Here is a 24,327-nt window from a genome sequence, read left to right on the forward strand (position 1 = left end):
ACGTCAGGTGCGGGGTTCGCCGTGCGGCCGATGCCGACCGCACCCGGCCCACCGGCCCACGCGCGTCCGCGCACCGGCGAACTCGGCGTCGTCCAGGGTTACCGTCAACTCGCCGCCGTCCAGGGCCGCCGTCAACTCGCGGCCGGCACGCGCGTCGTGATCGTCCGGCGCCGACCGTAACGCGTCGATCATTGACCGTTCCGCCGCCCGGCGCGCGGCGATGGCCCGCACCCAGCCGATGGCCTCGGCACCGTGCCCCGCGGCGTGCACCGGCGCGCGGCTCCACACCTCGACGAACACCGCCTTGGTGACCGCCACCGCCGACGCCGTGTTGCCGAGCTCCTCGCCGACCTGCCGGAACACCGCGCGGACCAGTTGGCGGTAGAGGCCGCGAAAGGCGATCCGGTCGCGTTCGGCGACACGCCTCAGCAGTCGATCGCACACGTCGGCGGACGGCTCGCAGCGGAACGAGGACATCATTCGGTTCTCCCGCGGTCAAATCTTCTGCACGAGACAACCGCCGGGGTCCGGAGCGGCCTTTCAGGACCCGTCCAGGTAGGCACCGGGGAGTCCGGGTCGCAGTCGACCACGCGGGTGATCACCCGGACGGGCACCCACGGTGACCAAAAAAAGGGGGGCTGGGCTCCGGACATCGCTGTCCGGAGCCCGCCTCCCCCTTGCTTGAGCAAAGTCATTCGCCCGCGGCCGGCGCCGGTCTCGTCACGCGGCGGACCGTCGATCGGCGGCGCGTCGCGCCAGGTACATCCGCACCGCTCCGGCGACGTTCCGCAACCCCGGTGAGCCATGGCGTCGTGGTGCGTGGAGATGCGATCAGACCGATGACGGCGACCACGCCGGACGGATCGGTGCCGCCGATCGCCGTCGACGGGCACCGCTCGGCTCTCCGGTCCGCCGTGGCAGCCCGGCCGGGCGCGACGTCTCCGGTAGCGCCGTACCGCGTGGTGGAACGGCGTCATGCGGTTGCGGGAATCGGCGCGGGTGTGCCATCGACATCGGCTCTCTCCGGGACAGGCGCATCCATGGTGGTGCGAACTCTGTCACCGGGGTCCGGGGTGGCCCGCCCAGCATACGTCGCTCGGTGATGGAACACATCCCCTTGGTGAGCATCCGCAACGATCGGGTACCGCGCTTCCTCGTACCCGAGATTCCGGGGGCGTAGGGTTGGCGCAACCGCCGTCGAGGAATCACCACTCTCCTCCCTGCGTCATTCGACGTCACGGCCTCATGACGGGCGAGGTATCGGAGGCGGCATCCATGGGCCCGGTTGCCCCGACCCACCCGGTTCCGTCACATCGGGTGCCGCGATGAACACGGAACGTCGCGTATTCCTGTGGACCCGGGTGGCTGCGCTCGCGGACGGCACGCCGATCACCGTCGGGCACGTCAGCCGCGTGGCGGCGTCCGTGGCCGGCACCGACAGCGTGGCGCTCGTCCTGTGGCTCACCAGCACCCCGCGCGAGATGCTGTTCGCCAGCGACACCCTCGCCTCGGCCGTCGAGGAGATGGCGCTGACGGTCGGTGAGGGGCCCTGTGCGGACGCCTGCGCCGGCTCACTCGTCCTCGTTCCAGACCTCGCCACGGCGGAGTACGCGGCCCGCTGGCCGGTCTTCACGCCGGCCGCCGTGGCCGCCGGCGTGCGCGCGGTCTTCTCGCTGCCGTTGCGGATCGGCGGCATCCGGCTGGGCAGCATGAACCTCTACCGGCAGCAGCCGGGCGGGCTGGCCGGCGAGCAGCTCAGCGACGCCCTCGCCCTCGCGGACGCGGCCTGCCTGCTGCTGCTCGACTCCGCCAAGGCCGTCCCGGGCGGGCCGGAGCTGCCCGGCGACCCGCCGCGTCCCTGGGACGGTCCGCGACACCCCGAGGTGCACCAGGCCACCGGCATGATCACCGTGCAGCTCGGGGTCACCGCCGCGGTCGCCTTCGCCCGGCTGCGCGCCTACGCTTTCGCCCACGACCGGCGGCTGCGCGACGTGGCACGGGACGTGGTGAACCGACGGCTGAGGTTCGACGCCGGAACCGGGGGAAATCCGGATGACAACTGACCGGGACGGCACGCGCCGTTCCCAGCGCACACGAAGATCTACTGTGACGAGGTTGAGTGAGCATGGCTGCTGACATCGCCCTGACCGACGTGTTCGTCGAGCTGGCGGACACGCTCGTCGACGACTTCGACATGGCCGAGTTCCTGCACGTGCTGACGGAACGCTGCGTGCAGGTGCTCGACGTCTCGGCGGCCGGGCTGTTGCTGACCGACGATCAAGGCAGCCTGCAGGTGGTGGCCGCGTCCTCGGAGCGGACCCGGCTGCTGGAGCTGTTCCAGTTGCAGTCCGACGCGGGTCCGTGCCTGGACTGTTTCCGCACCGGCGAGGCCGTGTCCGCCGCCGACCTGACCACCACCTCGTCCTGGCCGGCGTTCACCGCGCGAGCCGCCGAGGCCGGCTTCGTGTCCGTGCACGCGCTGCCCATGCGCCTGCGCAACGAGGTGATCGGCGCGCTGAACCTGTTCGACGTCCGGCCGGGCACGCTCGACCGGACCCGGCAGCGTCTCGGCCAGGCGCTCGCCGACATCGCCACCATCGGGTTGTTGCAGCATCGCGCCATCCGGCGCCGCGACACGCTCACCGAGCAGCTGCAGACGGCGCTGAACAGCCGGGTGCTGATCGAGCAGGCCAAGGGCGTGGTGGCGGAGCGCCACGCGGTCGACATGGCACAGGCGTTCACGATGATGCGCGCGCAGGCCCGGCGAAGCAATCAGCGGCTGTCCAACCTGGCCGAGGCCATCGTGGAGGGAACCGCGACCATCGCCGGGGAACCGACGGCCTGACCGGGCGCACCGACGCCAGGTCCCGGCCCGGCCGCGGTCAGCTTCGACTCGGCCGCGGTCAGCCCCGGCGCGCCGCCGTCATTCCCGGCCCGGCGGTGGGCTCATCGCGGCGAGCAACGCGGCGAGCTCGACGGTGGCGAAACCCACCCGGGCGTCGCTCGCGCCGTAGGGCAGCCACAGGTCGCCGTCGTGGACGATGCCCCCGCACGAGTAGACGACGTTGGGCACGTACCCGTCGCGCTCGGTCGCGTCCGGGGCGAGAAGCGCGTCGGACAGCTCGCCGATCACCCGCTCCGGGTAGTCCAGATCCAGCAGGAGCGCGCCGATCGCGTACCGCCGCATGGGTCCGACGCCGTGCGTGAGCACCAGCCAGCCGGCCTCGGTCTCGATCGGCGAGCCGCAGTTGCCCACCTGGATCAGCTCCCAGCTGTGCCGCGGCGTGTGCAACGGCACCGGCGCCCGCCACCGGCTCAGCTCGTCCATCGTGGACAGGCCGATGGTCTCGCCGTCGGAGCGGCAGAGTGCGAGCTGCCGCCCGCCGACCGGCCGGGGGAAGAGCGCGACCCCCTTGTTGGCGGCGCCCGGCCCGCGCATCGGGTTGATCTCGAAGTGCCGCAGGTCGGTGCTGGCCAGCTCCCGCCCGGCGATCCGCCGACCGTCGTAAGCGGTGTAGGTGGCCCGGTAGACCGGCCCGTCCGGCCCCGCGTAGAGCACGAACCGGGCATCCTCCATGCCGTTGCTCTCCGGTGGCGTGGCCGGCCAGAGCACGCGCCGCTCCAGGCTCGGTTCAGCCGGGAAGTCCGTGGCGTAGCTGTCGGACCGGATCCGGCGGATCAGTTCCACGGTGGCCGGGCCGGCGCTGCGGCTGATCAGGTCCGTCGGCAGGCCGGCGAGGACCCGCTCGAACGTGGCGTCGTCGTATCGCTCCGGCAGCAGGTCCAGGACGGTCGCGGAGATCTCGTTGTCGCAGCCGCTCTCGTCCAGGCCGGCGGCCAGCAGGTCGCGGTGCTGCCGGGCGGTGGTGCGCCGCCCGAGCACCAGCGGCCCGGACCGGTCCGCCACGGTCAGCCGCCGACCGGGACCGAGGACCGCGGTGGCGAATCCGATCGACGACAGATGGCCCTCGCCGATCTGGCGCAGGCTGACCGCGACCCGCAGGCTCCCGGCGTGCAGACCGCTCTGGTCCGGATGCGCCACCATCGACGGATTGCACAGCGCGGCCGCCTCGACCGCGTACTCGTGGCTGAAGTAGGCGCCGACCAGGATCCGGGCCGTGCGGGACAGCTCCCCCGGATGGGCGATCCGGTGCCGGACCAGGTCGTAGTGGTGCAGGAAGGTGTTCTCCAGATCGTCGTGCCGATCGCCGAAGCGGTCCGTCACGGACCGCAGCAGATCGCTGCCCTCCAGCTCGCCGAGCAGCGCGATGCGGTCGATCAGCGACTGGGCCCGGGTCCGGACCACGGCCGCGTCCTCACCGGGGACGAAGAGCTTGACGACGACCCGCCGCGGATCCGGCACCAGCGTGTGATCGAGCCGGATCGCGAGGTCGCCGCTCATGACCACCGCCGGGCGTGCTGCAGCGTGGCGACGAACGCGAGCGTCGACTCGGCGCCCTGATTGAGGTTCGGCCCGGCGGCGGTCAGCCCGTCGAAGCCACCGCCGGTCTCCGGATCCCACATCGGCGCGCCGGCGTCGTTCTCGCCGAGGAACCAGCCGACGCACCGCCGGAGAGTCACCTCCCAGCTCGGGTCGCCGGTCGCGCCGGCCGCGGTCACGCACGCGTCCGCGAGCGCCGCGACCTCGATCGGCTGCTGGTCGTACCGGGGCCGGGGCCCACCGCGCCGCCAGCCCGCGACCGGCACCACCGACAGCCGGCCGTCCCGGGTCTGCAGATCCCGCAACCAGCCGAGCATGCGCAGCCCGGTGGCGAGCAGCGACGCGTCGCCGTCGTACCGGCCCGCCGCGATGACCACCTCGGCGAGCGCCGCGTTCGCATAGGTGAGCCGATCGTCCGGCCAGAACCAGTCGACACCCATCAGTGGGTACGGCGGGGCGCCGCCGACGACCGCGCGCGCGGCGTCGGACAGCAGCGCGCCCGCGACGGGATCGCCGGGATCGGCCCGCAGGACCTCGGCGGCGCCCAGGCCGGCGAACGCCATCGCGCGCGGAGCCGGCGAGCGCCGCGCCGCGCCCAGGGCGAACGCCGTCCTCGCCTCCTCCCGGACCCACGGCGCCGGGCTGCGAGCGGCGGCGGTGCCGAGGCCCCAGATCGCCCGGCCCCACCAGTCGCCGAGCCCCGGCTCGTCACGCCAGCGCCGGTCGTACCCGAGCCGGTTGTGGAACGTGCCGTCGGCGGCCTGCGCGTGCGTGAGGAACCCGAGGTAACGCTCGGTCAGCCCGGTCACCGTGGCGGACGGTTCCGGCTCCCGGGCGGTGACGACCAGCCCGCGGGCCACGTCGTCGGTGCAGTAGCCGTGCCCGCGCCGGACGACCCCGTGCCGCGCGTGCTCGAACAGGCCGGTGTCGTCACTGAGCCGGACCAGGTGGGCGAACGTGGGCGCGGGCGCGGTCGACGGCGGACCGAGCATGCTGACGGTCATGCCGCCGCCGCTCCGACCGTTCCCGGGCGCGCGGCCAGCAGCCGGTCGGCCAGTTCGGCATAGCCGCGCGCCACCGCCGGCCAGCGCAGCTGCGCACCGGAGTTCCGGGACAGCCGGGCCGCCAGCCCCGGCACGGTCAGCAGCCGCCGGATCGCCTTGGCCAGCGCCTTGGGATCGCGGTACGGCACGAGCAGGCCCGGCCCGTCGGTGAGCAGCTCCACCGCGTGCGGGAACGGGGTCGCCACCACCGGCACCCCGGCCGCCACCGCCTCGATCAGCACGCCCGAGGTGACCTGCTCGCGGGAATCGTAGGGCAGCACCACCACGTCCGCCGAACGGATCAGCGCGCCGAGCGCGGCTTGGTCGTGATAGACCTGCTGGTAGTCCACCGTGTGCGCGACGCCGAGTTCCGCGCCGAGCTGGTGCAGACCCGCCCGGTACGCCTCCCCGTGCAGCTCGAGCACCTTCGGATGGGTCCGGCCCGCCACCGTGTAGGTCGGCGCCGGCTCCAGGTCCCGCAGCCGGGCCAGCGCCCGCAGCGTCCACTCGATGCCCTTACCGGGGCCGATCAGCCCCCAGGTGAGCAGGTGCGGCCGCTCCCGGCGGGCGGCCGGACCACCGACCGGACCGGCGGTGCCGTGCGGGATGACCGTCACCTTCGACGGATCCACCGGGTATCCGGCCAGCAGCCGCTCCCGGGCCGTGTGCGTCATCGTGACCACCGCGCCGGCCGCGCCGACGATCTGGGTCAGCAGCGAGCGTTGGCGCTCGGACGGATGGGTGAGCACGGTGTGCAGGACCACGATGCTCGGCACGGTCAACCGGCGCAGCAGCGGCAGCACCTCCTCGCCGTCCGCACCCGGGTAGATGCCGTACTCGTGCTGGACGATCGCCACGTCGAACCCGTCCAGCGCGGCGGCCGCCGCCGGCCAGCCACCGCGCGACCGCGACGACCAGGTGTGCACGACACCCGGCGGCGCCTGCCCCGCGATGCTGCCGTCGAGAACCCGCACGATCCCGCCGTCGAGCTCCGCGGCCAGCGCGGCGTTGAAGGTGGCGAGTCCGCACCGGGTCGGCGGGTGGGTGCTGAGAAAACCGTAGGTACGCATGAGGTGATCGACCTTCCTGAGTCGTTCGGGTGCGCCGTCGCGCCGGCGGATGCGGCGCGTGGGCGTTACGGGTGCCGGGCGAACCGGCGGATGTGGCGCGTGGGCGTTACGGGTGCCGGGCGAGCCGGTCGTAGACGGCCAGGTAGTCGGTGACCATCCGGTCGGCGCCGAAGCGCTCCCGGGCACGGTCCCGGCACCGGGCCCGGTCCAGCGCGACGGCCCGGCCGACCGCCTGGACGGCCCGGTCCACGTCGTCGACGAGCACGCCGGTCAGCCCCTCGTCGACGACCTCGGGCATCGAGCCCCGGGCGTACGCGACGACCGGCGTGCCGCACGCCATCGCCTCCACCACGGACAGTCCGAACGGTTCGTCGAACGCGATCGGATGCAGCAGCGCGGCCGCGGTGCCGAGCACCCGCGGCCGGTCCGCGGGCCCGACCGGGCCGAGGAACACCACCCGGTCGCCGTCGATGTGCGGCGCCACCAGCTCGGCGAAGTAGCGCTCGTCCTGCACGATGCCGGCGATCGTGAGCCGGCGACCGGCTCGGCGGGCGATCTCGATCGCCGTGTGCGTGCCCTTGTCCGGGTGGATCCGGCCGAACGAGACCAGCCCGTCACCCGGTGCCGCGGTGAACGGCAGCCCGGCGAGGTCGACACCGTGATACACGGTGGCGGCGTAGTCGAGCCCGGCCACCCGGTCCGCGTCGGAGATCGACACGTAGGCGGAGCGCGCGGCCCGGTAGGCGGGCAGGATGCCCGGTCCGGAGAATCCGTGCACGGTGGTCAGCATCGGCGCCCGGCAGTGCGCGGCGAAGGCCAGTGGCAGCCAGTCGAGGTGGTTGTGCACCAGGTCGAACTCGGCCGAGCGGCTCAGTGCGTGCGCGACGTGCAGCGCCTCCTGCACCCGTCCGTCCAGGAGGGAGTCGTCCGCGTAACCGTGCGGCACGACCCCGTCCAGCGCCGCCGTGGTGACCGAGTCACGCGTGGCGAACAACGTCACCTCGACACCGCGCGCGGTCAGCCCGTCGGCCAGCAGACCGGTGATCTGCTCCCACGGGCCGTAGTGCAGCGGCGGGGTCCGCCAGGCGATCGGGCCGATAAGGGCGACCCTCACCGGCGTCCTGGCATGCGGGCAATCGTCATCGATGCTCCTCGTGGGCGATCTCGGCCGACGATCCCGGATCGGGAGGCGCATCGGGACAGGTGGCGGCGGATGGGCGGCCACCGGGGACCCGGGTGACCCACCCACCGTACGCCCCCGCACCACCCGCCCGCGACCGGCGCGCCCGACCGGGCCCGCAGCGTCCGGGGCGGACTCGGCCGCGGCTCGCCGAGCGCTCGCCGGGACCGTGCCTCGCCGGGTGCGCGTAGCATGGGAGGCGTCCGATGCTCTGCCATCGGCTCCTGCCGCCGCCGGCGGCACGCCTCACCGACCTCGGTGGACCTCGTCCTCGCCCGCGCCCCCGGGTTGGGCCCCGCGCCCGCGGCGGTCCCGACGATCGGAAGTCACCGATGTCCTTTCACCGCCCCTCCAGCACCCGACCGGTGCAGGCCGCCCGATGAGCCCGGTCCCGACCGGCGCGGTGCGTCCGGTCGACCACGGCATCGCGAACGAGACCTTCCGCCGGGCCATCGTCGCCGCCGGACGGGCACCCACCACCGATCGGGTCCAGCCGTGGCGCTGGCGGGTGAGCAGCGGTCTGCTCGACCTCTTCATCGAGCACGGCCGGGAGCCCACCGGGCGGCGCACCATGATCAGCTGCGGCGCGGCACTGCACCACGCCCGGTTGACGCTCGCCGCCCAGGGCTGGCGAGTCACGGTGACCCGGCAGCCCGACGGCGACACCCCGGCACACCTGGCCCGCCTGCGCCTCGACGGCCCCGCCCCGGTCAGCGCGGACACCACGGAACTGGCGGGCGCCATCCGGCAGCACCCGGGTCCGCCGGCAGCCGACGGCGGCCCGATCGAGCCGGCGCACCTGCGGACCGTGGTCACCGCCTTCGAGACCCAGCACGTCGGTCTCGCGCTGCTCAGCCCGGACCAGGCCGGCGCGCTCACGGGTGAACCCGGCGCCGTCCTCGCCGTGCTGCACGGCCCGCAGGATCGCAACCTCGACTGGCTGCACGCCGGCGAGGCCCTGTCCGCCGGCACGCTGGTGGCCGGCGGGCTCGGGGTGACGGTCGAGATGCTCGGGCACGACCCCGAGCCGCTGCGCCGCACGGTTCCCGAGCTGGGCTTCCCGTACCTCGTGGTGCGTCTGCGGCAGGACGCGGCCGGCCCGCCGGCCACGGCCGGTTTGGCCGGGGACCGGCAGGGGTAACCCCCGGTCGACAGCCGCAGCAGCACACGGCCTCTCCCGTCGCGGACGGTGCCGGCCCGGACACCCGCCGGCGAAGACCCACCTCGGGTCCGTGCACCACCTGCCTTCGGAGACATCATGACCAGCTCCACCTTCGGCGCCACCCAGCACGACCACGAGACGCCCGCCGGCATCACCTCGGTCAAGGGCACCCCCCGCGGCCGGGCCAGGACCAAGCCGGCCTACCGCACCACGGAGTTCATCGCGTACGCCGTGGTCGTGGTGGGTGTTCTGCTCGCCTCCGCGATCACCGGCGGGGACGCCGGCTCCGGTGACCCGTTCCGCGCCGACCAGGCCTGGTTCTACGTCGCGCTGCTGACCATCGGATACATGCTCAGCCGCGGCCTGGCGAAGGCCGGGCGGCGCGGCGGCACGGACGCCTGATCGGCACGACGGCTGCCGCCGCCCGGACGGACTCCGGGCAGGCGGCGGCCGCGCACTCCATTTCGACCAGGTGAGGCCCGGTATGCACACACCCCTGTCCGCTGTCGTCGTGAACCCGGCCAAGGTGCCCGACCTCGACTCGCTACGCCGCACGATCACCGACTCGCTCACCGCCGCGGGCTGGCCGGCACCGTTGTGGCTGGAGACCACGGTCGACGACCCCGGCGCGGGCCAGGCCACCGCCGCGGTCCGGGCCGGCGCCGAGATCGTCCTGGTCTGCGGCGGTGACGGCACCGTCATGGCCTGCGTCACCGCGCTCGCCGGGACCGGCGTCGCCATGGCCGTGCTGCCCGCCGGCACCGGCAACCTGCTCGCCGCCAACCTCGGGCTCACCGGCGACGTCGCCGTCGGCCTCGACGTGGTGCTCCAGGGCGGCCGCCGGCTCATCGACGTCGGCGTCACCGGCGACCAGAGCTTCGCCGTGATGGCCGGCATGGGCTTCGACGCGAGCATGCTCGACGCCACGAACGCCACCGCCAAGCGGCACATCGGCTGGCTCGCCTACATCGGCGGCGCCGCCCGGCACCTCCGCGGACGCCCGATGCGCGTCCGGATCACGCTCGACGACCGGCCGCCGTTCGACCGCCGCGCACGGTCGGTGATCGTCGGCAACGTCGGCCGGCTCCAGGGCGGGATGCGGCTGCTGCACGACGCACGCCCCGACGACGGCCTGCTCGACATCGCCATCCTCAGCCCACGCACCCTCTGGCACTGGGCCACACTCGGCTGGGGCCTGCTGCTGCGCCGGAGATCCGTGCCCCGCGTGGAGATCCTCACCGCCGCCCGGATCGACATCCGCAGCACCCGCGTCCAGCCCCGGCAACTCGACGGCGACCTCATCGCGCCGGGCAACCAACTGCTGATCACCGTACGGCCGAACGCCCTTCTGCTCTGTGTGCCCCAGCCCGCAACCGACCCGGACCTCGCACACGACATCGACGCCGTCCCCCACACCGCCGCCACCAGCGACCGCGAACCCGCACGCTCCTGACCCCGCACCGGCGGCGTTCCCCCGAAGCGGATACCGGAACCACGCGGTGCCGGACTCGTCGTCGGTCCCGTCGAGGGCCCCCGTCAGGACATCTTCGTCAGCCGCGTCGTACCGGCGACGTCGGACCCGGAGGCAACGGCAGGCCGCCGGTCACCCATGCATCAGCGACATGAATCGACTGCACTCCTCACGCGCCGTCCGTCGAGCCGATTCATGGTGACGGCCCAGGCTACGTACGGGAATGCGCATTCTGCGTGACGTCGACGAGCGCCGGTGCTCGTCCGCTCAACGGGTCGAAGCGCACGCTCCGCAGGATGCCGAGCACGGTTTCGGCGCTCGGCGCGATCGCGGGAACGGTGCGCGTCACGACCGCGAGCGGCCTGGACACGAGCGGGTGCGTCAACGGGATGACCGCGATCGACTCCTGACTGGTGAGCGGCAGCGCGCTGAGCGGCATCGCGGCCACGCCGAGTCCCGCGGCGACCATGGCCGCCACGGTCGCCGCGGTGTCGGCCTCGTAGGCGACAGAGGGCTTTACGCCGGCCGGAAGGTGTGGGCCGCCGCGGTAGGCGACGACCGGATGGCGTGCCCACTGCCGCCAGGAGGCGGTCGCGGCGGCGGCCAGCGGATGACCGGTGGGGGCCACGGCGACGGTCCGGTCGTCACCGATCGGCTGGATGCGCAGGTCGGGGGCGGGCTCCGGCGCTTCGGTGACCGCGATGTCGGCCCGGCCGGCGCGGATGTGGTCGAGGATCTGCATGGCGTCGGCCTCGAGCACGCGAACTCGGATGTCCGGTCGCTCCTCGGCGAGGCGTCGGCAGGCGAACGGCAGCACGCAGGCCGCGAGGGCCGGGAGGGCGCCCACGGTGACCGTGCCGTGGTGGCCGTCGCGGTACGCCTGGAACCGGGCCAGCCCGTTCTCGGCCCCGGTGAGGATCTCCCGGGCCACCCGGACGAACTCACGGCCGTCGGCGGTGACCGCGACCGAACGGGTCGTCCGGTCGAACAGGCGGACGCCGAGCACGCGCTCGACGTCCTGGACCGCCCGGCTCAGGGCGGGCTGGCTGATCAGAGCCCGTTCGGCGGCATCGGTGAACGAGCCGGAGTCGGCCACCGCAACCACGAGGCGCAGCTGCGCCAACGTCAGATTCATGCGCACGGCGCATAAATTACTGCATTTTAAGTCTTTTACGGTGAAGAAAGTCGATCGTACGGTGGCGCCCATGACCGTGAGCAACGAAGGCATGCTGTCCTGGCGCGGCCTCGAAACCTGGTACCGGATCCTCGGCGACGCGAACGATCCCCGCACACCGGTGATCGTCTGCCACGGCGGGCCCGGAGCGACCCACGACGAGGTGGAATCGATCGGCGAACTCTCCCGCTCCGGCCGCCGCGTCGTCCTGTACGACCAGGTGGGCAACGGACGGTCGTCGCTACGCCCGGACGCGCCCGCCGACTTCTGGACCGTCGCGCTGTTCCTCGACGAACTTCGGCTGCTGGTCGAGCACGTGGGCCTCGATGACGGCTACCACCTCGCCGGGCACTCATGGGGCGGCATGCTCGCGATGGAACATGCACTGCACCGCCCAGCCGGGCTGCGGTCACTCGTGTTGTGCAACACCAAGCCGTCGCTGACCGGCCCCGGCGGCGGCGCCGGCGGAGTGGACCTGAGCACCGAACAGGGGCAACGGTTCATGGAGGCGTTCATGGCCGAGCACGTCTGCCGCGTGCAGCCGCCGCCGGACGGCTACCTGCGGACCGCCGCCGCCCGCCGGGCGCATCCCGAGGTGTTCACCGCGATGAACGGGCCCAGCCCGTTCGAGCTGGTCGGCAACCTGCGGGGCTGGGACGTCACGCCCCGCCTCGGTGAGATCGAGGTCCCGGCCCTGGTCGTCACCGGAACCTACGACCTCATCCCGCCCGACGTGGCCCGCGACCTTGCCGCGCGGCTGCCCACCGCCCGGTTGGCGCTTTTCGAGCACTCGAGCCACATGCCGTTCGTCGAGGAGCCAGACCGGTTCCTCGCCGTCGTCGGCGACTTCCTGGACGACGTCGACCGGCGCCGCTGAACGTTCCGCTGCCGGCCAGGGCGGCCGACACCACGTGACGCGGTCGCAGTCTCAGACGGTCACCACGATCGGTACACGACAGAAAGCCACTCACCGGCCGGGTCCGGTCCGGGCTGCCGGCCGTGCTCAGCCGACGGATCGGTTTGCGGCGTTCTCGTACGATGGCGCGGCTGAAGACGAAGGGGACGGAATGAGCGCGGACCGAGCGGGTATCGATCTTGCTGAGCTGCTGGAACGCGCCCGGGCCCAGGTCGCGGCCGCCGCACCGCCGAAGCCGCCGTCGATGCTGGACGATCCGCACGCGGTCGGCGTCGGGCTGACGGCGGACGGGCAGGTGCGGGCGCAGATGGCGGCGGACGGGCGGCTGGTCGGGCTGCTGCTGGACGACCGTACCGCGTCGATGTCCCGGCACGAACTGCAACAGGAGATCATCGAGGCGGTGAACGCGGCCTGGGCGTCGCTGCGCGGCGCGAACGCGGCGGAGGCGTCCGTGTCCGCCGCGGATCCGGCGCAGCTGGCGGCCCGGTTGGCGGAGGTCCAGGAGCAGGGGATGCGGTCGATGAACCGGATCACCGAGGGTCTGCGCGACGCGATGCGCCAGATCGAACAGCAGACGCGCCGATGAGCGGCTTCGAGGTCGACCCCGAGTCGTTGCGCGCCACCGATGACCGGATCGGAGCCGTCTTCCAGGCCGCACTCGCCGACTTCGGGCGCCTCGAGGCAGAGACCGCCGCGGAGGACGCGCCGTGGGGCGGTGACGACCTGGGCATGCTGATCGGCGAGGTGTACCAGGGCGCGTACGCGATGGCGTTCAACTGCCTGTACTCCAATCTGGACACGATGGGCGACTACAGCTACCAGCTCGCGGTCGTGGCCGACGCGTACGACGCGGTCGAGGAGCAGATCGCGCAGCAGTTGGGCCAGATCGGATCGACGCTGGGCTAGTCCGGCGGCACAACGCCACACGGGGAGGGGCGGAGTGGGTCTGCAGTTGCCCGCTGAACTGATCGAGGTACTTGGCATGCTGGGTTTCACCTGGCCCGAGGCCGACGAGGAACGGCTGTTCGAATTGGGCCAGTCGTGGATGAACGCGGCCGGCATGATCGGCGGTCACGTGGCCGCGGCGGACGCCGCGGCGGCCGGGGCCTGGCAGAGCAACCGCGGAGAGACGATCACCGCGTTCCAGACCGCGTGGGCGGCGGCGGACGGCCCGTCCGCGCAGCTGGCCGACGCGCAGACCGGGGCGCAGATCATGGGCGCGGGCCTGATGGTGATGGCGGGCGTGGTCCTCGCCCTGAAGATCAACGTCATCGTGCAGCTGACGATCCTGGCCATCCAGATAGCCCAGGCCATCGCGACCGCGGTGGTCACGTTCGGCGCGTCGCTGCTGGAGATCCCGATCTTCAAGATCGCGACGCAGTTCATCCTCGACCAGCTCCTCGGCATGGCGATCGACGCGGTACTGAATGGCTAGGCGCGGCAGTTCCTCGTCGGGCGGTTCCTCGTCGGGCGGCTCCTCGTCCGGGAGGTCGAACGGCAACTCGTCCGGCAAGCGCAAGGCCGCTGGTGCCGTCGCCAAAGGAATCCTGAAACCGCTCGACGGCGTCTTCAAGGACGGCAAGCGGGGTGGCGGCCACTCGTCGCACAGTCCGGGCGGCCGCGACACGCCGTCGCCGTGGCCGCGCCGCTCCGGCGACCCGCGGCGCGACCTCACCCAGGACCGCTTCGACAACTTCCGGCGCCGGGTCGCACCCGACGAGCTTCGCGGCGCGCCGCCGTCCGCCACCGGCCGGCCCGCCGGTCACGCCGACTCGAAGCACGGCGTCGACCGGGAGACGCAGGCCGACATCCTGAACAACCCCGAGCGGACGTTCACCGGCTACAACAAGAACGGCCGCGAGGTGGACATCTACTACAAGGACGGCTCGGTCGCCGTCACCGAGGCGGGAAAGAAGGACTCGGTCATCACCGCCTACGGCAAGGCCGACACCCGACACGGGAACCCGAAGCCCGTCAAGCCGGAGAAGTGGGCCGACGACGCCGCGTACGTCGAGGTCCAGTCGCGCCCGGCGAACACGGTAATCTACCCGAATCGCCAGCGCTGGGAAGAACAGGATTGGCCCTGATGAGCGACGCCCGTGAGAACCAGGACTTCACCGGCCGATGGCGTCAGGAGATCGCCGCGATCGCCGACTCGCTGTCCCAGCATCTCCGGCAACGGGTGGAGGTGCTCGGCGCCACCGAGATGGCGGAGGCGTTCTCCGTGTCGGTGCGCGGCCCGGCGGCCTCCCCGACCGGCTTCGGCCTGACGTGGAACGGCGTGCTCGGCATGCAGCCCATCGACGGCCGGCCGCACATCAGCGTATCGATGTTCTTCTACAGCCGTGGCGAGCGGATCCGGCTGGCGGAACACGACGGCAGCTACATCGAGCTGGAGCTCGACGGCCGCCTCGACGGCAGCGGCACCTGGCGCGACCTGGGCTGGCTGGAGGACGAGTACGGCGAGTACGAGTCGTACGACCGCTGGGAGTGACAGGGCACTTCACCGGCCGATGAGACCGGAGGATCGCCGAGCAGCCGAGCACGCCTTATTGCCGGGCTGCAACGCCCGGCAATAAGGCACCCGACCCGCAAGAGGTCCCTTCTTCAGCCCTTCAGCAGCTGCCGCGACATCACGATGCGCTGGACCTGGTTCGTACCCTCGTAGATCTGGGTGATCTGAGATAGAGAGGCTCCGACCTGCGCAAACTCGCCTGTCCGGCGCGTTGGCCAGGATTTCCCCAGGATGGCCCAGGTGGACAAACGGGCCTGGATGTCTCGGCTCGGATCACCTCCCGGCGGACCGCGGTAGTTGTCGTCCATGGCCCAGCCGATGACCTCGCGGGTGTGGCAGTCGATGACCGTGGCGAGAAACAGCCATCCCTGCCAGGTGGGAATGTAGGTGATGTCGCCGACGAGTTTCTGCCCCGGCTTATCGGCGGTGAAGTCGCGGTGGACGAGATCAGGAATTCGGTGTGGGGTGTCGCCGGCGTCGGTCAGGCTGTGCCGCCAGGGCCGGGGCTGGCAGGGCTGCAGGCCCAGCTCTCGCATCAGGGCGCGGACGAGTTCGGCGCCGCAGGCGATGCCGTGGTCGCGCAGGTCGGCGTGGATACGCCGGTAGCCGTAGGTGCCGTCGGAGGCGTCGAAGAAGTACTGGATGTAGCCCTTTATCTCTTCGCGGCGGCGCGCGGTAGCGGATTGTTCTTTCCGCCGCCATTCGTAGAACCCGGATCGGGATACGTTCAGCCATGTGCACATGCGCGCGATGGAGGGCGCGCTGGGATTGTTCGGTGGTGCAGCTGCGTACTCGGCGTCGATAAACTCGAACGTGTCGCTCAGCGATGATCCCGGGCGAAGTACGCTGCGGCTTTTTTCAGGAACTCGTTCTCCATGCGCAGTTCTCGAGCTTCCCGCTCGAGCTGGCGAAGTCGTTCTCTTTCACTGATGTTCAGGGGCGGCTCGTCGCCGGCGTGTTCGCGGCGGTATGTGTTGACCCAGTTTCCTAAAGTGCCCTCACCGATTCCGAGTTCACGGGCGACCACGGCGATAGGCCGGGAGCTGTCGATAACTAGCTTCACCGCTTCTTCACGGAATTCAGATGAGAATGTTCTTTTCGGGCGTGGCAATTTTCTCCCTCTCCAGGCGAACCAATTTTACTTTGGTCCACCTGTCCGGGAAACCCGATGCAGCTCAGTCCACGTCCTTACAAGAGTTGCTGTCCCGCCAAGGGTTGCCCTGATGTACGAACCATTGCTGCACCGCCATCTGGCCTGCAACGGCGGCGCAAGCTGAACGGATCAGCTGCGCATCTATCGCGACAAGCTCGGCGACATCGCCAAACATGATCTTGCCATCGTAGCTAGCTGCGGCGAAGATGTCGCCGGCATCTATGAAAGTTGCCATGGTGACCTCAGCGCCGGGCCCCGGCACGTCCCCCACGGAATGCATGGCGCCAGCACGCGTGCTAATCAACGTAATTGTCGCCGCGCCCGTCGTCGCAAGAGCATGCCCGCCCGACGGTGAAAAGGACAGTGACCGCACCGCACCAACACCGGCACGCACTTGTTTGGGAGGTGCCAGTTTGTCACCCTGCCAATTAGTGAACATAACGTTGCCGTCTTCGCGGCCGACGCCAATCAGACCCTCTTGGGAGACGGCGAGCGAGGAGACGCCCGACCGGCCGGGCATCCTTGAGGCTCTGTGGTGTCTGCCCTCCTCATACAAAATTAGCAATTCGACGTCGCCCTTCGCTCGACCCACCAGCAATGTTCCGTTTGCAGGCCCGGCCGCAATGGACAGAATTCGGTCGTCGGCAGGGTCGATCTCATGGATTTTTCCGGAGCCCTTATAGATTCGAACGATCCCATCCGAATCGAGCACGGCCAAGCCTCCGGCAACAAAAGCTAAACCGCGGATTGCCCGGCCACCGCGGGCGACAGGTTCGACGGATCCATCCGGCGCCAGTATGGCCGTTACTCCTGATTGGGTGCCGTAAGCGATTCGAGTTCCATCAGTACTATGGGCCAAGGCAGTCACCGGTGAGCCAACCGAGATGCCTGAGTTTCGCGATGGAATCTTGACAGTGCGATGATGCAACTCGCCGCCGACGTCTCCCCAGAACAATTCACCTGACCTGCCCCCCGATAAAGCGCTTGGGCGAAACTCCGTCTTGGTCTCCTGCCCCCGCGCAGCGCTAAGGGGATCGGTGCTACGTACGAGTAGAACTGGCGATTGGTTACCGCCGCCAACTGCGATGCGGTCACCCTTCGGAAAAGCCGCAACGGCGTAAGCAAAGCTCATCCCGCCTGCAAGTCTTAGCGGGACTGACGTGTTAGCATCCCGCCAAATAGTCATTTCTGGCGCCTGCCCTGCGGCAAGCAGGCGACCGTCGGGCAGGAACGCCACATCTAGGATGTTGCCGGACAGTGCCGTCCATTGGTCGGTCGCATTCATTCTGTCATCGAAGGTAGCCAGAACTCCTTTGAAGCTGCCAGCTGCGAGCTGACTCCCGTCGGCCGAGAAGGCGAGCGCATTCGGTTCTGGGAATTTGTGCTGATCGAGGAGAGTTCCTCGTTCGAGGTTCCACCACGCAATACCGGCTTCCGTTGCAGTTACCAGCATCGGCCGGTCTGGTGCAACAACGGCGTCACGAATGGTGTCAAGGCTTGGGACCAGCTTTCCAATCTGCCGAGGTTGCTCCGGTGCGGAGACGTCCCAGGTTCCGAAGCCGTTCTCTCCAGCGACGATTAACCTGTCGACGCGCGGATCGAAGCTGACCGCCTTGACGGCCCCCAGCCCGTAAGGGTTTGAGGAGAGCACCTTGAGCCCGGGATTACCTATTAGAGCCACTACCCCATCCAGCCGACCCACAGCGAGTAGTTTGCCATCCCGCGAGAAGTCTGCAGAAATTGCATATCGGCCCAATTCCCGTGTGCCAAGCAGAGCAGGAAAGAGTTGGTTGCGAGTGTCCCAGAGCGTCAGAAGGCCGTCGTAGCCGACCGTCGCGAGCCGGTCGCCATCCCGCGTGATAGCTAAGGAAGAAGTTACATTGTTGCTGCTTGGCAAGGAGGCGACTAGGGATGATCTAGTCCGTAAGAGCCTGAGGCCCGCTTCGGACGAAGAGGGGTTTCGGCCATAAGCTTCAAGCGCCATCGCTGCTGCGGCCACTTGATCGGGCTCGTCTTGCGCCTCACTGATCAGTTGGTTCACTGCGATTCGGTCTGCCTCAATACGATCCATGGCAACTATGCCAGCTGCAATGGCGAGAGCCAGGATTAGAATTGCCGTTACAAGAATTCGAAATATCCGCTTACGCCTTTGGCGCCGCTTCTCCCGTTGCATCAAGTCGCGGATATTCTGGCGACTGCCGATCGCAACCGCGAGTCGCGCCATCCCTTCCCGAAAGTATGGCGATGAAAGGCGTGCGTCTCGAACTTTGACCTTGTCCAGTTTGACAAATAGAGGCTGGTCGACAAATAGTCCTTCGATAAGAGATGATGAGCCACCCGCAGCGCGGGTCAAGTTGTTGCTATCTCTATCCCATAACCAGCCCGGATCCGTTATTACGAGGTTTGCATGCCGCGCAGGGTCGGCACTCTGGATTTCTTTCCAAATTCGCACCTCCTCGCGCACCCAAATAGACCGCTCTGCCCTAGCAGAGTGGAGGAGGATAAGATGGCGGCTATTACGGAGGGCTGTTTCTATAGCTTCTGGTAGCGATCGCGCTGCAGCTAGATCAGACCTGTCAATAAAGATCTTTAGCGGCGCCTCTCGGTCAATGCGCGTGAGCGCCCGCTCGATCCGGTCTGCAAATCTCCTACCGCGCTCTTCCTCGCTATAAGAAATGAAAGCGTCGTAAAGAAATCTCTTAGGCGAAGTTAGGCTTGCTCGCTCCCGCACCGCTTCATTCCATATTCGTCGATTCGCGCATTACTATTCCGAGCGGCGGTTGTCATCTCCAGAAGCTTCGATCTCCAGCGTTCGTCCCCTTGGTCAAGCAAGTTGGCCGCCTCCAGCTCCCTCGCAATCACTCGATCGACTTCGTCATAGATTTCGGTCAGGGTGGATTGATCGTCTGCAGGCCGTTCGAGAGCGCGCAATTCGTCCACCTGCTGTTGGTTGACTTCGGCAGATCGGCGCAAGTACTCAGCCTGCGCTGCGGCGTCGTTGACGTCACTCGGCCGAGGAATCTGAGCGGCAAGATCGGAGAATTTCAAACACACCTGCTCGGCGCGTCGGATGTACTCCGCGCGATCTGGACCACCCGAACATGCTGCGAGCGTAAGGAGGGCCGCCAGCAACCATGCCATCGCCAGCTTCTTCGCCAAGGATCCGTCCTCCTCTGGGGGCCTGTCTTCCCGCCAGCTAATACCCGGCAGGTGGCACTGGGCAAGCCTGTTTGTACTGTCGTCAATCTGACGTGGGGGCATCGTGATGGATCGAGTGCTCTAGAGCGGAGCTCTCTGCACTCGGCTCGCCTCAGGAAGTAATAGGTCCAGAGGGCTATTCGAAATTCATCGAGATGATCTATGCATCGTGTCCGGTCGGAGATCGTTGAAAAGTTGCCAGAGATGGTGATCACTCGATGGCATGAAGGTTGAACGACCATCACAACCGGACTCGTAGCTGGGGCGTTGACGGGTCATGGTTGATCCAAAGCGTAGGAGCGATGTCACTGGCTGATGGGCGGTAGCAGACCATCTCCACGATCGCTGACAAGGTCATCGACGGGATGGCCGAGTGGCAGAACCGCCTCCTCGACCCGATCTACCCGGTCGTGTTCGTCGACGCTGTGAGCGTCAAGCTCTGGGATGGTCAAGTCGCGAACCGGTCGATCTGCCTCACCCTGGCGGTTACCGTCGACGGGCACCGCGACATCTTGGGCATGAGGGCCGGCGACGGCGGCAAGGGAGCCAAACACTGGCTGCACGTACTGACCGAGCTCAAAAGCGGGGGCGTGGCCGACATGCTCATGCTCGTCTGTGACGGGTTGCAGGGATTGCCGCAGGCGGGCGAGGCGGTCTAGCCCCGCACCCAGGGCCTCGGCAAAGTCGTCAGGTGATTCCGAGCAGGGCGAGCGGGCGGGTGCTGTCGCGGGCGTGATGGCGGTTGGCGGCGGCGATGTTGGTGACGCCGGCGGGGCGTAAGGCGCCGATAGCGGCGTTGCGTAGAGCGGCCATGACTTGTTGTCCGGTGCCGGTGCGGATCTGGGAGCGGTCTTCGTCGTAGGTGACGTCTCGCACCCAGTGGATCTTGTTCTCGATGGACCAGTGTCCGCGGATCCACGCGGCAAGCTGGGCTGGTTTGGCCTGGTGGACGTGAAGGTCGGTGATGGCGTAGACGGTCTCGGTGGTGAAGCGTTTCGGCTCGTCGAGGCGTCGGCGGCGGCGGATCTGCAGCGCCTGGGCGGCGTGCGGGAAGTCGATGCCGGTGGAGACGGTCAGGATCTTCAGGGTGCGGATCTCGCGGCGGCCGTGCCCGCGGTCGTCGTCACGATCAGCGTCGGGGACCGCCTTCCAGGGCAGGCGGGTGAGCTGTTTGTGCACTGGGGCTGGTTGCCTTTCACGGTCAGGATCCAGTGTGCGCCGCGTTCGGCGAGGTAGGTGACGTGGTCGCGCTGGCAGTGCATCGCGTCGGCGGTGATCACGGTGTCGCGCAGGTCGCTGATCTGGTCGAGCAGCGGCACGAACCGGGTGATCTCATTGGGCTTGCCGTCGACGTCGGTGCTGGCCAGGACCACGCCGGCAGCCTGGTCGCAGGCGGCCATCACATGATCGGCAGCCGTGTCGGCGGTGCGCGAGCCGCGCAGCGTCTTGCCGTCGACCGCGATCGCCCGCCGACCGGCCGGGATGTCCGCCAAGGTCCGGCTGGCCAGCCACGCGCCGATCACCATGGTCAGCAGATCCGGGTCCAGGGCCTGCAACAGTCGTCGGATCATCGCTCCGGACGGGCGCCGGTCAGCGGCGATGCCCAGGGCCTGAGCCGTCGCTTCCGGCACATCGGCCACCCATTCCGCGATCGCGGCGTATGAACGGTAACCGGCCACCACGGCGCACACCGCCGCGGTCATCACCACGCTGAGCTGGTGCCGGATACCTCGCCGTGCCGCGGATCACGCATCGCGGCCAGAGCAGCGGGCAACCCGGCAGCGGTTTCCGGCACGGTCAGAGCCGGTGCACCAGACAGAGACGAGATCATCGATGATGGCAGTGCGGGCATGACTCACTTCGGACAGATCATCGTGGCGTAGGAACCTTGATGATCTTCTGAACCGGTCATGCCCGTCTTGCTGCCACCAACCAAGGCGCTTCTACGTTGATCCACTCAAGTGGGACACCGTCAAGACTTTGCCGGGGCCCTGGCCCCGCACCATCGTCCGGACATATGTGGTGCACCTGCTGCGCAACTCATTCCGCGGCGCGGCAGGGCTGAGACAAGATCGCCCGAGCGCTCAAGTCCGTCTACACGGCTGCGACCGAGGACGCCGCGACCGAACGGTTCATGCAGTTCGCCGAGACCTGGGGCAAGAAGCACCCGGCAATCGTGAAGCTGTGGTCCGACGCCTGGGCCGAGTTTGTGCCGTTCCTCGCGTTCGACGTGGAGATCCGCAAGGTCATTTGCAGCACCAACGCGATCGAAAGCGTCAACGCCCGGGTCCGTAATCCGTCCGGACACGCGGGCACTTCCCGAATGAGGCCGCGCTGAAATGCGTCTACCTCGCGCTGATGAGCCTGGACCCGACCGGCGCCGGCCGCCGCCGGTGGACCATGCGCTGGAAGGCACCGCTGAACGCCTTTCAGATCGCCTTCGAAGGCCGGCTGACGCCGGCCGCCCACTGACTCGTTCAACAACCAAGATCAGCCGTTAACTGGACAGACCCAGTCCATCGGGCGGGCCCTGCTCGACGATAGGTCAGAAGCGCTCGTCGGTCAGGCAATGCGGCTACCGAACGTGTCCATCAGGGTCAAGTGGCTTCCATGAGTCGTGGCCGCCAAGTAGGACGTCTACGTTGCTAACTCCGGCGAGCTGGCCCAACCCGCGTACATAATTGAGGAGGCCTAGCCGCATGCGCTCGAGCTCAATTCGACACTCGGCATTCTTAGGCCACTCGGACTCATGCGCTTCCGGGTGCTGTTGCTCCCACTCAGAGAGTTCGCCATGCCACTTCGCCATGAACGGACGCATTTGGTGATTTAGCATGCCGATAGCAAGGTGTTCAACAGTCTGGGTGCCCGCCACGCCTGCAGTTGGCCCGGCCGCTATAAGTGTATCACGAACCGTTGAAAAAAGGTCGTAAAGAGAGTTAAGAGACTCCCTGATGAGCCCCGTTCCTTGCTCGAGTGGTTGGGTAGAAACACGCGTGACCGACTCAACAAAGAGCCGCCATGCAATTCCCTCGTTGGTGGGCGTAACCGCAAACGTTAGATCCGTTAGGTTGGGAACCGAAACTGTCAGTTCGGTCAGCCGCACCGTTCTAGCGAATGCATAAATAACCAAAGCGGCAATGCCACCAGCGACCGTACCGCATAGCGCAAAGAGCGCCGCCCCGGTCAATTGACTTCCCCAGAAAACGGCGAGGCCCACGATCGCACCTGCCGCCAGGCCGACGATCAAGGCGAACCACCGCGTGTAAACCCATTTCCGACGCATGCTGGCCACCATCTCGTGATGGTAGACGAGAAGCCGCCCGTTGCGAATAGCCGGTGCGTGCAACTAGCGGCGATCTCAATTTTGAGGAGGTGCTTCATCATCACGACCGAACCGATCGTCGAGCAGCACCCCACCGAAGGGATGGACAGCTCAGCTACCGATGAACCGTTGACCGCGATGCTGGTTGACCAGGCTCCGGAGTGAGTGGTGGGGTTGATGGGCGAGAGCGGACTGCTGCCGAAGTAGATCAAGCGGGCCCGGGAGCCCGCGCGACCACGTCGGCAATGGCAGGCACGACCCCGAAGGCCGCGGTAGCGGCCACTTTCAGAACGGCACCGGGCCAAGATGGCGTTGACCGAAGTCAGCGCGCGCGGGGCACGGGTGCTGCAAGATAGGAGGACGTCTGATTTACGTACTTTGTGTGTTTATTTTTGGGTGGGTTTCGCCAGGGTGAGGGTGGCGTCCTGCGTGAGTTTCTTGGCGAGGTCGTCGATCATGGCTCGGGTGATCATGCTGGCTGAGTGGTCAGGCAGGGTTTCGTAGTCGCGGGCGAGTCGGCGGTGTTGCATGAGCCGTTTTTGCCGGCGTCGATGCCCTGGCTGTCGACGGGGACATTGGGGGAGGTCTTGATGCTCTGGGTGTCCATGATGGATGCGGTGAGTTCGGCGGCGCGTCCGTGATGGTCGCGGACGAGACCGGTGAGGTCGTAGTCGAGGTCGGTGAAGATGCCTTCCTTGCTCCAGGCGGTGAAGTAGCCGTAGACCGCCGGTTTGCAGGGAAGTCGTGGGGTGGGTAGCGCCACGGGATGCCCGGTGCGATTGACGTAGAGGATGGCGTTGAAGATCTCGCGTAGGTCGTGGGTGGCGTTGCGGCCCTTGATCCCGAGCGTGGCTCGGGCGTCGGTGCGGGCCTGGCGCCAGGCGGTCAGCCGGGGTGCGATCAACTACCAGCGGGCATCGGACAGCTCGCAGGGATAGGTGCGGCGCTCGGTGATGTCTACTGGCGTACGCTGCGAGAACTTCGGTCCTGCGGACATCGGGTCCGCCGATTTCGTGGCAGAAGCCAATCAGACACGATCGAGGGAAGAAAAGCCGCCGACCGGACGCATCCTTATGCGAATCACTGGGGGGCAATCCAGGCGGATCGCATCGTCTGAAACATCTGCGACCGCCACGCGAAGCCACTAAAACACCCAGTGAGAGGGCGGAATGTAAGTCTTCGCCCGGTTCGTCATTGGCGTGTTGCTGAGGTTGCTGGTGGTGCGGTCAGGTGTCGGTTCGCGGGCGCGAGATGGCGAACAGGCCGGGCGTGGTCTCGGTGACAAGTCCGGTGGACCAGGCGTTTGAGTTTGGTGCGCATGCCCTCGATGCGGGCGGGTTCGGTGCCGGTGTCCAGGGCATGGCAGAGGTCTTTCCACCGTAGTGGGGTCTCGGTTTCGGTCAGCACGGTGAGGATGTGCTGGTAGGCAGGGTTGGCCGGTAGGCCGGGGTGGGTGCACATCTTTGCGGCCGACGATGACCGCTTGGCGGGACTCGCGGATCAGGGCGTCGCGGACGGCGGGGTCGATCTCGGTGTGTCCGGGGCGCGGGCGAGGTTCGCGGTCTTTCGGCGAGGACCCACGACGCCCGCCGCCCGCTCTCGCCGGGTCCGTAACCGTTGTCATCCGGCACGCGGTGAACGGCGCAACCGGGGAAGGCAGGACGGCAGAGACTGCAGCCGGA

At 68.5% G+C, this 24,327-nt stretch carries 25 protein-coding genes and 3 pseudogenes; 14 read left to right on the forward strand and 14 right to left on the reverse strand.

Going from position 1 to position 24,327, the window contains the following annotated elements:
• Positions 1-3: 3 nt before the first annotated feature.
• Positions 4-480 (reverse strand): sigma-70 family RNA polymerase sigma factor, encoded by a 477-nt coding sequence (locus J2S44_RS14195; protein ID WP_310413233.1) that lies wholly within the window; start codon positions 478-480, stop codon positions 4-6.
• Positions 481-1,325: 845 nt separating this feature from the next.
• Between J2S44_RS14195 and J2S44_RS14200 the strand changes: the two genes are divergently transcribed.
• The gene (locus J2S44_RS14200; RefSeq protein WP_310413236.1) at positions 1,326-2,063 is read left to right on the forward strand and encodes an ANTAR domain-containing protein; all 738 of its coding nucleotides are present in this window, start codon (positions 1,326-1,328) and stop codon (positions 2,061-2,063) included.
• Positions 2,064-2,125: 62 nt separating this feature from the next.
• On the forward strand, positions 2,126-2,845 hold the full coding sequence (locus tag J2S44_RS14205; protein WP_310413239.1) for an ANTAR domain-containing protein: 720 nt from the start codon (positions 2,126-2,128) through the stop codon (positions 2,843-2,845).
• A 78-nt stretch (positions 2,846-2,923) separates the two neighbouring features.
• On the opposite strand, the gene J2S44_RS14210 is transcribed toward J2S44_RS14205, so the two are convergent.
• From J2S44_RS14210 to J2S44_RS14225, 4 genes are all read right to left on the reverse strand, one after another.
• Positions 2,924-4,402 (reverse strand): glycoside hydrolase family 130 protein, encoded by a 1,479-nt coding sequence (locus tag J2S44_RS14210; protein ID WP_310413242.1) that lies wholly within the window; start codon positions 4,400-4,402, stop codon positions 2,924-2,926.
• Positions 4,399-5,445, reverse strand: coding sequence for a glycosyltransferase (locus tag J2S44_RS14215; RefSeq protein WP_310413245.1), 1,047 nt, complete (start codon positions 5,443-5,445; stop codon positions 4,399-4,401). Before J2S44_RS14215 ends, J2S44_RS14210 begins: the two co-directional genes overlap by 4 nt.
• Positions 5,442-6,554, reverse strand: a complete 1,113-nt coding sequence (locus J2S44_RS14220) for a glycosyltransferase (protein ID WP_310413248.1) — start codon at positions 6,552-6,554, stop codon at positions 5,442-5,444. Before J2S44_RS14220 ends, J2S44_RS14215 begins: the two co-directional genes overlap by 4 nt.
• A 106-nt stretch (positions 6,555-6,660) precedes the next feature.
• Positions 6,661-7,668, reverse strand: a complete 1,008-nt coding sequence (locus tag J2S44_RS14225; RefSeq protein WP_310413250.1) for a glycosyltransferase family 4 protein — start codon at positions 7,666-7,668, stop codon at positions 6,661-6,663.
• Positions 7,669-8,113: 445 nt separating this feature from the next.
• Between J2S44_RS14225 and J2S44_RS14230 the strand changes: the two genes are divergently transcribed.
• From J2S44_RS14230 to J2S44_RS14240, 3 genes are all read left to right on the forward strand, one after another.
• Complete coding sequence (locus tag J2S44_RS14230) at positions 8,114-8,875, forward strand: nitroreductase family protein (RefSeq protein WP_310413252.1); 762 nt, start codon at positions 8,114-8,116, stop codon at positions 8,873-8,875.
• A 117-nt stretch (positions 8,876-8,992) separates the two neighbouring features.
• On the forward strand, positions 8,993-9,298 hold the full coding sequence (locus J2S44_RS14235; RefSeq protein ID WP_310413254.1) for a hypothetical protein: 306 nt from the start codon (positions 8,993-8,995) through the stop codon (positions 9,296-9,298).
• Between the two features lie 82 nt (positions 9,299-9,380).
• Positions 9,381-10,349, forward strand: a complete 969-nt coding sequence (locus J2S44_RS14240) for a diacylglycerol/lipid kinase family protein (RefSeq protein WP_310413257.1) — start codon at positions 9,381-9,383, stop codon at positions 10,347-10,349.
• A gap of 229 nt (positions 10,350-10,578) precedes the next feature.
• On the opposite strand, the gene J2S44_RS14245 is transcribed toward J2S44_RS14240, so the two are convergent.
• Positions 10,579-11,586 carry a LysR family transcriptional regulator gene (locus J2S44_RS14245; RefSeq protein WP_310413260.1) on the reverse strand — a complete coding sequence of 336 codons (1,008 nt, stop codon included), beginning with the start codon at positions 11,584-11,586 and terminating at the stop codon, positions 10,579-10,581.
• Between J2S44_RS14245 and J2S44_RS14250 the strand changes: the two genes are divergently transcribed.
• The 6 genes from J2S44_RS14250 to J2S44_RS14275 all read left to right on the forward strand — a co-directional run bounded on the left by J2S44_RS14250 (position 11,573) and on the right by J2S44_RS14275 (position 14,951).
• The gene (locus tag J2S44_RS14250; RefSeq protein WP_310413263.1) at positions 11,573-12,418 is read left to right on the forward strand and encodes an alpha/beta fold hydrolase; all 846 of its coding nucleotides are present in this window, start codon (positions 11,573-11,575) and stop codon (positions 12,416-12,418) included. The genes J2S44_RS14245 and J2S44_RS14250 overlap by 14 nt on opposite strands.
• A 190-nt stretch (positions 12,419-12,608) precedes the next feature.
• Positions 12,609-13,043 carry a hypothetical protein gene (locus J2S44_RS14255; protein WP_310413266.1) on the forward strand — a complete coding sequence of 145 codons (435 nt, stop codon included), beginning with the start codon at positions 12,609-12,611 and terminating at the stop codon, positions 13,041-13,043.
• Positions 13,040-13,363, forward strand: coding sequence for a WXG100 family type VII secretion target (locus tag J2S44_RS14260; RefSeq protein ID WP_310413268.1), 324 nt, complete (start codon positions 13,040-13,042; stop codon positions 13,361-13,363). Before J2S44_RS14255 ends, J2S44_RS14260 begins: the two co-directional genes overlap by 4 nt.
• A gap of 34 nt (positions 13,364-13,397) precedes the next feature.
• Positions 13,398-13,892, forward strand: coding sequence for a WXG100-like domain-containing protein (locus tag J2S44_RS14265; RefSeq protein ID WP_310413272.1), 495 nt, complete (start codon positions 13,398-13,400; stop codon positions 13,890-13,892).
• Positions 13,885-14,544, forward strand: a complete 660-nt coding sequence (locus J2S44_RS14270) for a hypothetical protein (RefSeq protein WP_310413275.1) — start codon at positions 13,885-13,887, stop codon at positions 14,542-14,544. The genes J2S44_RS14265 and J2S44_RS14270 overlap by 8 nt, the downstream gene beginning before the upstream one ends.
• Complete coding sequence (locus tag J2S44_RS14275; RefSeq protein WP_310413278.1) at positions 14,544-14,951, forward strand: hypothetical protein; 408 nt, start codon at positions 14,544-14,546, stop codon at positions 14,949-14,951. Before J2S44_RS14270 ends, J2S44_RS14275 begins: the two co-directional genes overlap by 1 nt.
• Before the next feature lie 323 nt (positions 14,952-15,274).
• Here the strand turns inward: J2S44_RS14275 and J2S44_RS14280 are convergent.
• The 4 genes and pseudogenes from J2S44_RS14280 to J2S44_RS14295 form a co-directional block, all read right to left on the reverse strand.
• Positions 15,275-15,796 (reverse strand): annotated as a pseudogene (locus tag J2S44_RS14280) (IS3 family transposase); the annotation flags it as partial.
• Positions 15,793-16,083: a transposase gene (locus J2S44_RS14285; protein WP_310413281.1), complete on the reverse strand. Its 291-nt coding sequence runs from the start codon at positions 16,081-16,083 to the stop codon at positions 15,793-15,795. The pseudogene J2S44_RS14280 and the gene J2S44_RS14285, both read right to left, overlap by 4 nt.
• Before the next feature lie 64 nt (positions 16,084-16,147).
• On the reverse strand, positions 16,148-18,856 hold the full coding sequence (locus tag J2S44_RS14290) for a TIR domain-containing protein (protein WP_310413284.1): 2,709 nt from the start codon (positions 18,854-18,856) through the stop codon (positions 16,148-16,150).
• Complete coding sequence (locus J2S44_RS14295) at positions 18,835-19,284, reverse strand: hypothetical protein (RefSeq protein WP_310413285.1); 450 nt, start codon at positions 19,282-19,284, stop codon at positions 18,835-18,837. The genes J2S44_RS14290 and J2S44_RS14295 overlap by 22 nt, the downstream gene beginning before the upstream one ends.
• 365 nt (positions 19,285-19,649) lie before the next feature.
• On the opposite strand from J2S44_RS14295, the pseudogene J2S44_RS14300 reads away from it, so the two are divergent.
• Positions 19,650-19,967: pseudogene (locus tag J2S44_RS14300) on the forward strand (transposase); the annotation flags it as partial.
• 43 nt (positions 19,968-20,010) lie between these two features.
• On the opposite strand, the gene J2S44_RS14305 reads toward J2S44_RS14300, so the two are convergent.
• Entirely contained in the window at positions 20,011-20,502 is a 492-nt protein-coding gene (locus J2S44_RS14305) for an ISAs1 family transposase (protein WP_310413288.1), read from the reverse strand.
• Positions 20,406-21,026, reverse strand: a complete 621-nt coding sequence (locus J2S44_RS14310) for an ISAs1 family transposase (protein ID WP_310429663.1) — start codon at positions 21,024-21,026, stop codon at positions 20,406-20,408. Before J2S44_RS14310 ends, J2S44_RS14305 begins: the two co-directional genes overlap by 97 nt.
• 289 nt (positions 21,027-21,315) lie before the next feature.
• On the opposite strand from J2S44_RS14310, the pseudogene J2S44_RS43120 reads away from it, so the two are divergent.
• Positions 21,316-21,795 (forward strand): annotated as a pseudogene (locus J2S44_RS43120) (transposase); the annotation flags it as partial.
• A 103-nt stretch (positions 21,796-21,898) separates the two neighbouring features.
• On the opposite strand, the gene J2S44_RS14320 reads toward J2S44_RS43120, so the two are convergent.
• A complete protein-coding gene (locus tag J2S44_RS14320) occupies positions 21,899-22,618 on the reverse strand; it encodes a hypothetical protein (protein ID WP_310413291.1) in 720 nt (239 codons plus the stop codon).
• A 6-nt stretch (positions 22,619-22,624) separates the two neighbouring features.
• Here J2S44_RS14320 and J2S44_RS14325 point away from each other — a divergent pair, with 6 nt between their 5' ends.
• Positions 22,625-22,810 (forward strand): hypothetical protein, encoded by a 186-nt coding sequence (locus tag J2S44_RS14325; protein WP_310413295.1) that lies wholly within the window; start codon positions 22,625-22,627, stop codon positions 22,808-22,810.
• Between the two features lie 304 nt (positions 22,811-23,114).
• Here J2S44_RS14325 and J2S44_RS14330 read toward each other — a convergent pair whose 3' ends face one another.
• Positions 23,115-23,549, reverse strand: coding sequence for a transposase (locus tag J2S44_RS14330; RefSeq protein WP_310413298.1), 435 nt, complete (start codon positions 23,547-23,549; stop codon positions 23,115-23,117).
• Positions 23,550-24,327: the final 778 nt, after the last annotated feature.

It is taken from the genome of Catenuloplanes niger (assembly GCF_031458255.1).
Classification (GTDB): Bacteria; Actinomycetota; Actinomycetes; order Mycobacteriales; family Micromonosporaceae; genus Catenuloplanes; species Catenuloplanes niger.